9 protein-coding genes are annotated in these 12,066 nt (G+C 65.5%); 1 reads left to right on the forward strand and 8 read right to left on the reverse strand.

Features of this window, described 5'->3' with window-relative positions:
* Positions 1-89: 89 nt before the first annotated feature.
* From AC1C2N_RS11880 to AC1C2N_RS11890, 3 genes are all read right to left on the reverse strand, one after another.
* Entirely contained in the window at positions 90-758 is a 669-nt protein-coding gene (locus AC1C2N_RS11880; protein WP_495434096.1) for a helix-hairpin-helix domain-containing protein, read from the reverse strand.
* A gap of 113 nt (positions 759-871) precedes the next feature.
* Entirely contained in the window at positions 872-3,424 is a 2,553-nt protein-coding gene (gene leuS, locus AC1C2N_RS11885) for a leucine--tRNA ligase (protein ID WP_495434097.1), read from the reverse strand.
* A 69-nt stretch (positions 3,425-3,493) separates the two neighbouring features.
* Positions 3,494-4,924, reverse strand: a complete 1,431-nt coding sequence (locus tag AC1C2N_RS11890) for an anthranilate synthase component I family protein (protein ID WP_495434098.1) — start codon at positions 4,922-4,924, stop codon at positions 3,494-3,496.
* Positions 4,925-5,058: 134 nt separating this feature from the next.
* On the opposite strand from AC1C2N_RS11890, the gene AC1C2N_RS11895 reads away from it, so the two are divergent.
* Entirely contained in the window at positions 5,059-5,508 is a 450-nt protein-coding gene (locus AC1C2N_RS11895) for a nitroreductase family deazaflavin-dependent oxidoreductase (protein WP_495434099.1), read from the forward strand.
* A gap of 10 nt (positions 5,509-5,518) precedes the next feature.
* On the opposite strand, the gene AC1C2N_RS11900 is transcribed toward AC1C2N_RS11895, so the two are convergent.
* The 5 genes from AC1C2N_RS11900 to AC1C2N_RS11920 are packed head-to-tail and all read right to left on the reverse strand — an operon-like array spanning position 5,519 to position 11,954.
* Positions 5,519-6,136: a TetR/AcrR family transcriptional regulator gene (locus tag AC1C2N_RS11900; protein ID WP_495434100.1), complete on the reverse strand. Its 618-nt coding sequence runs from the start codon at positions 6,134-6,136 to the stop codon at positions 5,519-5,521.
* A gap of 12 nt (positions 6,137-6,148) precedes the next feature.
* Positions 6,149-7,861, reverse strand: a complete 1,713-nt coding sequence (cydC, locus tag AC1C2N_RS11905) for a thiol reductant ABC exporter subunit CydC (protein ID WP_495434101.1) — start codon at positions 7,859-7,861, stop codon at positions 6,149-6,151.
* On the reverse strand, positions 7,858-9,498 hold the full coding sequence (cydD, locus tag AC1C2N_RS11910; RefSeq protein ID WP_495434102.1) for a thiol reductant ABC exporter subunit CydD: 1,641 nt from the start codon (positions 9,496-9,498) through the stop codon (positions 7,858-7,860). Before cydD ends, cydC begins: the two co-directional genes overlap by 4 nt.
* 9 nt (positions 9,499-9,507) lie before the next feature.
* Positions 9,508-10,533: a cytochrome d ubiquinol oxidase subunit II gene (gene cydB / locus AC1C2N_RS11915; protein ID WP_483404324.1), complete on the reverse strand. Its 1,026-nt coding sequence runs from the start codon at positions 10,531-10,533 to the stop codon at positions 9,508-9,510.
* Positions 10,534-10,541: 8 nt separating this feature from the next.
* The gene (locus AC1C2N_RS11920) at positions 10,542-11,954 is read right to left on the reverse strand and encodes a cytochrome ubiquinol oxidase subunit I (RefSeq protein ID WP_483404325.1); all 1,413 of its coding nucleotides are present in this window, start codon (positions 11,952-11,954) and stop codon (positions 10,542-10,544) included.
* Between the last annotated feature and the right edge of the window lie 112 nt (positions 11,955-12,066).

Raw genomic sequence — 12,066 nt, forward strand, 5'->3', positions numbered from 1 at the left:
CTCACGGGGCACATCCCCATCAGGGGCGAAAGGCCCGACGGCGCCACGGTTCGACCATCGGATCCGGCGCCGGGAAACTCTCTCGTGCCTCAGACCGTCACCAGTTCCCTGAGCGCTTCGAACGTTTTCTCCCCGATTCCGGTGATGCTCATCAGCTCGTCGACGGCGGTGAACGGCCCGTTCGTGTCGCGCCAGGCGATGATCCGTGACGCCATTTCCGGTCCGACCCTCGGCAGTTCCTCGAGCTCATCGCTCGTCGCGGTGTTGAGATTCACTTTTCCCCGCCCGCTGCCCGGTGCCCCTGTGCCCGGCGCGACGGCATCCGAAGAGCTCTGCGCCCCGATCTCCGGCACGTGGATCTGCTCGCCGTCGACCACGAACCGCGCGAGGTTTACGCCGCGCTGGTCGGCGGTTGGGGTGAACCCTCCCGCTGACGCGACGGCATCGAGCACCCGATCACCCTCCCGCAGCCGGTAAACGCCCGGTGACGCAACCGCACCGAGGATATGGACGTACGCGACAGCCCCGGCAGCGTCCGGTTGCGCGGTTGATCGTTCGGTCGAGGGTACCGCGAGTGTCGACGTCGTTCCCGCCGATCCGATGAGCGAGACGACCACGGCGACCGCGAGTCCCGCAATGAGGAGCACGATCACGGCTCCAGCACCGAGCCGAACGTGAGCCGGTTTCCTCGACTGCAGCGCTGCCCGCCTTACCCCGGTGGCCCCACGCTCAGAATGCCCCTCCGACTGCATGGCCATGCCTGAAGCCAACCAGCTACTGTCCGGAACCATGCTCTCGGCAGGCACCGTGGGGAAAAGAACGAGCCCGCCGCCCCTGTGAAGGGACGGCGGGCTCGTGTGACGCTTGAGCGCTACTTCCGGGTGCCGATGCTCACCACGCGAGGGGCACGCACGACCACGTTGACGATCTCACGATCACCGATCGCGCGAATGACACCAGCGGATGCCCGCGCCTGCTTCTCGAGGTCGTCCGAGGCGATCTGCGGCGAGACCTCGAGCCGGTCGCGGACTTTACCGTCCACCTGGACGACACACGTGACGCTCTCTTCAACAAGCAGCGATGCGTCGGGCTTGCGCCAGAGCACCTGCGCGACGGTGGGCTCGTAACCGAGCTTCTCCCACATGTCTTCAGCCGTGTACGGAGCGAACAGGTTGAGGGCGACGGCGGTGACTTCCGCTGCTTCCCGCACCGCGGGATCCGCTGGTCCCTTGCCGGTGTCGATGACCTTACGGGTCGCGTTGACGAGTTCCATCAGTCGGGCGATCACGACGTTGAACTTGAATGACTCAACGAGTCCTGGTGCGTCGGCGAGGAACCTGTGCGTCTGGCGCCGGAGAGCGGCGTCACCCTTCTTCCACACCACGTCGGGTGCGCTCGTGACGTCCTGCGCGACACGCCAGGCGCGGGCGAGGAACTTTGCGGAACCGGCTGGTGAGACATCCGCCCAGTCGATGTCGTCTTCGGGCGGGCTCGCGAACGCGAGGGTGACGCGAAGCGCGTCTGCGCCATAGAGCGACAGTTCACTGGCGAACTCGACCAGGTTGCCGCGGCTCTTCGACATCTTCGCGCCGTCCATGAGCACCATGCCCTGGTTGAGCAGCGAGGTGAACGGTTCGGTGAAGGTCAGGTAGTCGAGGTCGTAGAGCACCTTGGTCATGAACCGCGAGTACAGCAGGTGCAGGATCGCGTGCTCGACGCCACCGACGTACTGGTCGACCGGCGCCCACTTCTCGGCTTCGGCCGGGTCGAATGCCACGGTGTCGGATGTCGCGTTGAGGTAACGCAGGTAGTACCAGGAGCTGTCGACGAACGTGTCCATCGTGTCTGAGTCGCGCTGGGCGGGTCCACCACACGTCGGGCAGGCGACGTTGATCCAATCCTCAGCGGCACCGAGCGGGCTGGTGCCCTTGGGCTGCAGGTCGAGTCCATCGGCCGAGGGAAGCTCGATCGGCAGCTGGTCCTCGGGAACCGGGACCTCGCCGCACTTCTCGCAGTGGATGATCGGGATCGGAGTGCCCCAGTAACGCTGCCGAGAGATCAGCCAGTCGCGCAGGCGGTAGTTCTTGGCGGTGTGGCCGAGCCCGGACGAGGTGAGCGCCTCGGTGACCTTCGCCATGGCGGCGTTCTTTGACAGCCCGTTGAACGGACCTGAGTTGATCAGTCGCCCGGGACCGGTGAGGGCCTCCCCCGTGGCCTTGGGGTCTGTCGGAGGAAGATCGTCCGGCAGCTCACCATCGACGAGCACCGGGATCGCTCCGGTGACAGGCTGGTTGGTGTCAACGACGACGCGGACAGGCAGATCGAAGGCGCGGGCGAAGTCGAGGTCGCGCTGGTCGTGAGCGGGAACGGCCATGATCGCGCCGTGCCCGTAGTCCGCGAGGACGTAGTCTGATGCCCAGATCGGGATGCGCTCCCCGTTGATCGGGTTGACGGCGTAACGCTCGAGGAAGACACCGGTCTTCTCACGCTCGGTGCTGAGGCGATCGATGTCGCTCTCGCCCTTGACGCGCTCGAGGTACTCGGCGAACGCCTGCTGCGTCTCGGCGGGAGCATCGGCAACGAGCTCGGCAGCGAGTTCGGAATCGACGGCCACGACCATGAAGGTGACGCCGAACAGGGTGTCTGGACGGGTGGTGTAGACGGGAACCGCGGCATCCCTGCCCTCGATGGTGAAGTCGACGTCGGCACCGGTCGACCTGCCGACCCAGTTGCGCTGCATGCTGAGCACCTTGGCCGGCCACGCGCCCTCGAGCTGCTTGAGGTCGTCAACGAGCCGGTCGGCGTAATCGGTGATGCGGAAGTACCACTGGTTGAGCTTCTTCTTGGTGACGAGGTTGCCGCAGCGCTCACACCTGCCGTCGACGACCTGCTCGTTCGCGAGCACGGTCTGGTCGAACGGGCACCAGTTGACCGCGCTGTCCTTGCGGTAGGCGAGCCCCTTCTTGTACAGCTGGAGGAACAGCCACTGCGTCCAGCGGTAGTACTCGGGGTCAGACGTGTGCAGTTCGCGGTCCCAGTCGAAGGACGGCGCGTAGGTGCGGAAGCTCTTCTTCTGCTGGGCGATGTTCTCGTAGGTCCAGCCGCGAGGGTCGACGCCCCGTTTGATGGCGGCGTTCTCCGCCGGCAGCCCGAACGAGTCCCAGCCGATCGGGTGCAGCACGTTGAAACCCTGCTGGCGCCAGTACCGTGCAACGATGTCGCCGAAACCGAACGCCTCAGCGTGCCCCATGTGGAGGTCACCGGAGGGGTAGGGGAACATGTCGAGCACGTACTTGCGCGGGCGCCGGTCGGTGGCGTCATCCGTCGCAAACGGCTTCATCTCATCCCAGACCGGAAGCCACTTCTTCTGGATCGCGGCAAAGTCGTACCTGTTGCTGGCCTGATTCAGTTCGTCGTGTGACACGTGGCTCTCATTCATAAGCGGGAAATGACCGTTGCAGGAGCAGGGCGGGCTCACTCACGGTCCAGCCAACTAGCCTACTTCCTGTTGGCTTGCGCCGAGCGCATCGAGAAGTGCGGCAGCCTTCAGCCTGGTCTCCTCGACCTCATCATCTGCGACCGAGAGCGCCGTGATACCGCCGCCTGTTCCGATGGCTGCTCCGTCATGATCGATCAGGATGCTCCGGATCACCATGGCGAGGTCGACGGCGCCATCGGCCCCGAAGTAACCGAACGCTCCCGAGTACACACCTCTCGGACCCCGTTCGAGGTCATCGAGCAGGGTCATCGCTGAGAGTTTTGGGGCGCCGGTCATGGACCCTGCCGGGAACGCCGCGGCAACGGCCGCCACCGGCGTCACGCCCTCCGCCAGCCGGGCGGTCACCGTACTGACGAGCTGGTGCACCTGGGCATAACTCTCGACGGTCAACAGATCGCTCACCCGCACGCTCCCCAGTGCCGCGATACGGCCGAGGTCGTTGCGCATGAGGTCGACGATCATGAGGTTCTCAGCACGCTCCTTCACGCTCGCCAGCAGGCCATCGCGCTGGGCGGCATCCGTCGCGGGTCCATCACCGCGAGGACGCGTCCCCTTGATCGGTCGCGTGGTAATCGTTCGTTCGGGAGTGATCCGGAGGAACTGCTCCGGCGATGAACTGACGAGCGCAACGCCACCGATCCGGATGAGCCCGCCGTGGTGGCTCGGGCTTGACCGTCTCAGCCGACGGTAGACGGTGGTCGCGTCGAAGCTGCCGTCGATGCGCAGCTCGTTGGTGAGACAGAGGAGGTAGGCGTCACCCGCGCGGATGTGGTCCTGCGCGCGGGCGATGAGCGTGCCGTATTCGCCGGGATCGTGGCGCCAGCGGACCGGTCCGGCCGGGACCGGCTCGGCGGGCTCGGTGCTCTCCCCCGTGATGCCGCGCCGCGTCAGCGGCTCGAGCCAGGAGAAGTCAGGCTCCGCCGCCACCTGCCCCGCCACCTCACCAGTCACCTGAGCGGCGGCGACGACAGCGGTCACGGTGCGCGCCGCGTGATCGAAGACGAGCACGCGCTCGGCACGCACCAGGGCCGCGTCCGGGTACCGCGACTGGTGATGTCTGTTTCCGACATGGGCCGCGCCAGCCTCGTACCCCAGCCAGCCGACCCAGCCGGCCGTGAACTCGCCGACCGTCACGTCGTGGTGAGCCCGGACCGCGTCTTCAGCGAGGACATCGGCCAGAGCATCGAAAACGGTGGCGGCGCGAACCCGCGGCGTTTCGTTCCCACTAGCGCTGTACGTGACGGTGCCGTCGGCGACCGACGCGGTGAGCGTTGCGGATCCGTCGCCGAGATAGCTGAACCCGGTCGCGGCGGACCTGCCGCTGTCGAGCCAGAACGCGTGCTCGGATTCCGAGAACAGGGCGAGGAACGCCTCTTCCGGGTCGACCCAGATGTCCAGCGCTCGAGTCGTCGTTCCGGATTGCACAGTTCATACCCTAGATGCCCGCGCGTGACGTGTTGGGCCCTAATCGTCCAATACACCCGTCATCGGAGTACCAGCCACCGCGCTGCGGTCAACCGCACCGGGAGTCCGGACCGCGGCAACGTACACTCGCGACCATGAGCCTGAAAGCAGCCATCACCGACGCGGGAATGCGCGCCATGAACATCCTCCACCGGGGCATACTTGCCGTGACGGGTGGCCGGCTCGGTTCACGGCTCGGGACGATGGATGTGGTGGAACTCCACACGATCGGTAGGTCATCCGGACGTCCTCGGGCGACGATGCTGACAACGCCGATCTCTGACCCCGAAAAACTCGTCCTCGTCGCGTCGAAGGGCGGAAGCGATACCCACCCGGACTGGTACCTCAACCTGCGCAGCAATCCTGAGGTGACGGTGACCGTGTCGGGTAAGACACGCAAGATGCGCGCTCGCACAGCCTCCCCGGCAGAGAAGAACGAACTCTGGCCACGAATCGTCGCCGCATACCCCGGGTACGCTCGCTACCAGCGCAAGACCAGCCGCGACATCCCCGTGGTGATCTGTGAGCCCCGCGAGGCGGAGTGACCGCTCGGTGTCACTCGGCGGCGATGCGCCTGATCAGGGCGGATGCCTGCGTGAGAATTGCCTCGACAGACTCGGCGCCTGGACCGACGAACATCTTCTGCAGCGTGTAACGCAGCACGGTGAACGCGAGGGCCACCACCATCGCCGCCTCATCGCGGAGGTCGCCATCCGAGCGGCCCGAGGCGGCAAAACGAGCGAGCACCAGATCCACGAGTTCGTTCTCCTGCGCGACCATCCAGTCCATTTGCCTGCCGAGAAGCTCCGGTGTGGCGGTGATGATGAAAAACCGTGACCGCAGAAGTTCGGCATCGACCGATTCGTCGGTGAGGGCGGATGCCATGATCCGGACGAGGTCATGCACGATGTCGTTACCCGGCTCTGAGATGAACCGCTTGCCGTCAAGGTCGTCGAGTGTCGGCGCCGGGCCCAAAATCACGCCTTCTTTGGAACCGAAGTAGTTGAAGAACGTGCGCTGCGACACCTCGCTGGCCGCGCAAATCATCTCGACGGTGACGTGATCGTATCCGTGCTCAAGGACGAGTGCGATCGCCGCGTGTTCGATCGCGGACCTGGTTTTCGCTCGCTTGCGAGCCCGTAACCCGACGGCCGGTGCAACATCGTCATTCATGGTCCATCATTTCTACAGCACGGAGGTCAGGATGCCTGACTCGATCCGGAACCGCCGGTGCACGAGTCCGTCCGGCAGGTCGGCATGGGAGATCAGGATGATGGTCCTGTCGTCACCCTGGCCCGCGCGCAGCAGGTCGACGAGAAGCGATTCGGCAAGATCTGCCTCCACGTTCGCCGTCGGTTCGTCGAAAACGATGACGGGGAATTCCCGGAGCAGGGCTCGCGCGAGGGCGATCCGCTGCGCCTGTCCGCCTGAGACGAGCGCGCCGCGCTCACCGACCCTGGCGTCAAGACCCCCGCGGGCGACGAGCCATTCGCCGAGGCCGACCCGCTCGAGCACGTCGATGAGGTCAGCATCCGTTGCGGTGTCCCTCGCGAACAGGAGATTTTGTCTGATGCTCTCGTCGAACAGGTAGGGAACCTGCTCGCACAGCCCGACCACACCGCGCACGGCGGCGAAGGGGAGGTCGCGCACCTGCTGCCCGGCAAGCTCGTAGCTCCCCTCGTAGTCGAGGAATCTCACGAGCACGTGGGCCAGCGTTGTCTTCCCTGCGCCGCTTGGCCCTTCGATGAGCACTCGCTCACCGCGCTGGATCGCGAGGGAGGCAATGCTGAGAGCCGGTGCCGTCGCCCCCGGCCAGCGTGCGGTCACGTTCGAGAGCGCGATGACGGGTGCCGTCGGGTTGGGAGCCACTTCGGCGGTGCCGACATCCGAGGGAAGTTCGCTCGGCACGTCGGTGGGTGCCACCCGGGCAATCCGTTCAGCGCTCGCTCGCACCTGCCTCCACGCACTCGCCGCGAGGGGAACGCTCGCCACGATCTCGAAGACCGCGAGCGGAACGAGGACGATGACCGCGAGTGCAGGCCCGGTGAGACCACTTTCAGCCGACAGGCCGGGAATCCCCGCTACCAGCGACCACGCGACGGCCAGCCCGGCGCACAGCGACAGCGCTGCCGCAGCGATCCCCACGCCAGCGGATCGCGCGGTGAGGGCTCGGGTGAGCGCGCTGTCGGCGGCTTCGACCCTGCGGCGCCCCTCCGCCTCGGCACCGTACGCGATGAGAACGTCGAGGCTGCCGAGGTAGTCGAGGAGGGCGTCCACGAGCGCAGCGCGGCGCGGAGCGAGGGACCGTTCAGCGGATGCCGCGACACGGCCGGAGACCACGGTTCCGATGACAAATGCGGCGACGAGGGCCAGTGCGAGTCCCGCGGCGGCCGCCGGCGAGATCAGTGCGACGACCCAGACGGCGATGGCGGCAACGCCGAGGGACGTAACCAGGGGCTGGAGCACCCGGAGCGGCAGGTTCTGGAGTTCGTCGACGTCGGAGACCAGCGAGGACAGCAGCGAACCACGGCGGGTCCGGCCGAGCCCATCGGGCGCGAGCGGGATGAGTCTCCGCAGAAGATCCACGCGGACGGTCTCCAGCTGCCGGAAAGCGGCGTCGTGGCTGGCGAGGCGCTCGAGGTAGCGGAAGAACGCACGCCCGAGGGCGAATGCGCGCACACCGACGACAGCCATCGACAGGTAGAGAATGGGCGGCTGCTCCGCAGCGCGGGTGATGAGGTATGCGCTCGTTGCGAGCAGCGCCACGGTGCACAGGGCGGCGAGGATCCCGAACAGGACACCGAGGATCGCTCCCTTTGTCCTGGGCAGCGCGGTGGTGAGAACCGCGCGAACCTGGCCGGCACTCACCGTGTTTGAGCCATGGGGTACCGCACTCATGATGCCGACACCCCCGCGAGTGAGCTGACGTGAAGCAGAGCGTCAGCGCGTTCGATCACGGCGGCCCGGTGGCTCACGACGACCACAGCGGTTCCCGAGCGCGCGATGCTCGCGAGGCCGTCGAGCAGCCGACTTTCGGTCTCGTGGTCGAGTGCAGAACTCGGCTCGTCGAGCAGAAGAACAGAACAGGAGTTCTCCAGCGTGCGATAGATCGCCCGTGCGACACCAACGCGCTGCGCCTGGCCGCCGGAGAGCCCGGAGCCCGCGACGCCGACGGGAAGGTCGGGCGACAGTTCACCGGCCGCGGCGAGGGCGAGTGCGGTCCTGATGCGTTGGGGGTCTGGATGCCCGGACCCGAGTGCCACGTTGTCGGCAACGGTCCCGAGGAACAGCGACGGCCGCTGCCCGGTCCAGGCGAGCCACGGGCGGTCCTGGGCGAGCACGGGCTCTCCACCAAGCGAGATGTCGCCTGAGCGCGGCACGAAGCCGAGAATCGCGGCGACGAGGCTGGACTTGCCCGATCCGCTCGGCCCGGCGATGACCGTCAGCCGACCTGGAGTGAACTCGGTCGACACGGGGGCGAACACCGGACCCGACCCGTAGTCGACGCTGACGTTTCGCAACTGGAGGACGCCGGAACCGCGCTCCTCACCCGCTGGCACCGCGGCATCCGCAGGCAGTTCCCGCGCCTCATCGAGGACGACAAACGCGTCTTCGGCGGCCGCGACGCCCTCGGCTGCGGCGTGGAAGTTCGCGCCGACCTGGCGAAGCGGGAGGAATGCCTCCGGTGCGAGGAGAAGGACGAACAAGCCGACACCGAGCACGAGCGACCCGTCAACGAGGCGAAGGCCGATCGACACAGCGACGAGAGCGACCGACAGGCTCGCGGCGAGCTCCAGCGCAAAGCTCGACAGGAAGGAGACGCGGAGGACCTTCATTGTCTGCACGCGATAATCCGTCGTGATCGCGCGCATCCGTGTGACCTGCCGCGATTCGCGGCCAAAGATCTTGAGCGTCGCCAGGCCGCCGAGAGTGTCGACGAAACCGGACGACAGGGTTCCGAGTACCGACCACTGCCGTCGCTGCACCGCCTGGGTCGCCCAGCCGATCAGAACCATGAAGAGCGGAATGAGGGGCAGCGTCACAAGGATGAAAAGCGCGGATACCGGATCCTGAATCAGAATCACGACGACAATCATCGGTGTGACGATCACCGTCAGGATCAGCTGGGGCAGGTACTTCGAGAAGTAGTCATCGAGCGCATCCATCCCCCTGCCGAGCAGGGTCGCGACTCGAGCCGTGTTGTGTTCGGCGAGCCACGCAGGCCCGAGCAGCCGGACAGCGTCAAGAACACGGAGCCGGAGCTCGCTCTTGACCCTCGCGGCACCCCTCGCAGCGATGAGGTCCTGCGCGTACACGAGCGAGGCACGGATGACCGCGACGCCGGCGAGTGCGCCGATGTACGGCATCAGCTCATCGAGACCGCGCCCCTCGATTGCGCCGGTGACGCACTCGGTGATGAGCCAGGCGAAAGCGACGATGCAGGCGGTGGTGGCGATGCCGACGAGAGCTCCTGCGAGCAGGAACCACCGTGCACTGACCGCGTATCGAAGGAGCCGGGGATCGAGGGGACGCACACTCAAAGGCTAGTCTGCCGCGGGGACGTGGGAGTCTTCGACGGCCTCGATGTGACCGCGAGTGACCCGCTTGCGGAACACCCAGTAGGTCCAGGCCTGATACGCGAGGATGAGCGGGAGTGCGATAAGCGCGGTCCAGCTCATGACCTGGAGCGTGTACGGGCTCGACGACGCATTCTCGATGGTCAGGCTGTTGGCCGGGTCGTTGCTCGCCGGCATCACGTCGGGGAACAGCGATGCAAAGAGCGTGAGCACCGCGAAGGTGATCGTGAGCGCCATGAGCGTGAAAGCCTGGCCCTCCCTGCCCTTGATGTTCGCGAACACCGAGGCGATCAGGGTCACGGCGGCCGCAGCGGCGAGAATGAATGCCGGCAGGGTGCCGTAAGACAACACGGTCCAGACCAGGAACGACGCGGCGACGAGAACCGTGAGGACGCCAGCGCGGATTGCGAGGGCACGGGACCTGACCCGGAGGTCGCCCTCGGTCTTGAGCGTGAGGAACACGGCTCCGTGGGTGAAGAACAGGAGGAGCGTGGTGACGCCGCCCAGAAGCGCGTACGGGTTCAGCAGGTCAAAGACGGTTCCCGTGTAGTTGTGGCCGGAGTCAAGCGGCACACCGCGGACGATGTTGGCGAAGGCAACACCCCAGAGGAAGGCGGGAATGGCGCTGCCGGTGATGATCATCCGGTCGAAGCGACGTTTCCACTCCTTCTCCGGCCGCTGGTGGCGGTATTCAAATGACACTCCGCGGATGATGAGCGCGATAAGGATGATCAGCAGCGGGAGGTAGAACCCGCTGAACAGCGTCGCGTACCACTCGGGGAATGCCGCGAAGAGCGACGCACCGGCAACGATGAGCCAGGTCTCGTTGAGGTCCCACACGGGGCCGATGGTGTTGATGACGACGCGACGGTCGGTGTCGTCCTTCGAGACGAACGGGAGGCTCATCCCCACGCCGAAGTCGAACCCCTCGAGCACGAAGTACCCGACGAAGAGGAAGGCGATGATGCCGAACCAGAGAACTGTGAGATCCATTTGTCTTCCTAGTAGACCGTGGTGTGGATGAGTGGTTTTCCGGGTTCTTCCTCTGACTCGCCGATGGCCGCTGGGCCCTCCTGGGCGGTCTTCTTGATCAGCCGGAACTCGACGACGGCGAGCGAACCGTAGACGAGAGTGAAAGCAACGAGCGAGATGAGCACCTCGATACCGGTCACCCCGGGAGAGACGCCGTCGGCGGTCTCCAGCAACCCGAACACGAGCCAGGGCTGCCGTCCCATCTCCGTAAAGACCCAGCCGACAATCATCGCGCCGAGTGACAGCGGGAACGACCAGACCGCGGCCTTCCAGACCCACTTGTTGGTTGGCATCCGCCCCTTGCGGGTCAGCCACAGACCGACGACCGCGACGATGACGTGCAGGATGCCCATGCCGATCATCCAGCGGAAGGACCAGTAGGTGACCCAGATGATCGGCGCGTAGTCGCCGGGGCCGTACAGGGTCTGGTACTGCTCCTGAAGGTTGTTGATGCCCTCGACGGTGCCGTCGAACGTGTGGGTCGACAGGAACGACAGCAGGTATGGGATACGGATGGAGAAGAGCTCGTGTACGCCGTCGGGTGTGCCGAGCGTGAAGATGGAGAACGACGCGTCGGCGCCGGTCGAGGTCTCGTACATCGCTTCGGCTGCTGCCATTTTCATCGGCTGGGTCGCGACCATGGCGAGGCTGAGCTGGTCTCCCGCGAGTGTGGTGAGTGCACCGGAGACGACCATTCCCCAGAGACCGAACTTGAGCGCCGGCCGCATGGTTTCCAGGTGCTGGTTCTTGGAGAGGTGCCAGGCCGCAACCGTGATGATGAGGCCGGCCGAGACCATGAAGCAGGCAAAGATCGTGTGCGGGAACGCCGCGAGAGCGACCGGGTTGGTGAGCAGCTCCCAGATACTGGTGAGCTCCGCCCTGCCCTTTTCCTCGTTGATCGTGAACGCGACAGGGTTCTGCATGAACGCGTTGGCGGCGATGATGAAGTACGCCGAGAGGATGCTGGCGATCGACACCAGCCAGATGGTTGCGAGGTGCAGCTTGGCCGGCAGTTTGTCCCAGCCGAAGATCCACAGGCCGATGAACGTGGCCTCGAGGAAGAACGCGAGGAGTCCCTCAAACGCGAGTGGTGCGCCGAAGACGTCTCCGACGAAGCGTGAGTAGTCGGACCAGTTCATGCCGAACTGGAACTCCTGAACGATTCCTGTCACGACGCCCATGGCGAAGTTGATGAGGAAGATCTTGCCGAAGAACTGGGTGAGCTGGAGGTAGTGCACCTTGCCGGTTCGCACCCACGCTGTCTGGAAGATCGCGACCGTCAGTGCCATCCCGATCGTGAGCGGCACGAAGAGGAAATGGTAGATCGTCGTGAGTCCGAACTGCCAGCGCGACAGTAGCAGCGGATCGAGCAGGTCGTTCACGTCACCTCCACAGAGTTTTCTACACCGCGTAGAAAAGCTTTCGGTCTGAGCCTAGACCCATTTCTACGACCTGTAGAACTCTTTTCTACGAAATGTAGAAATTCGCGCGAAC

The sequence above is a fragment of the Mycetocola sp. Y791 genome, assembly GCF_059445325.1.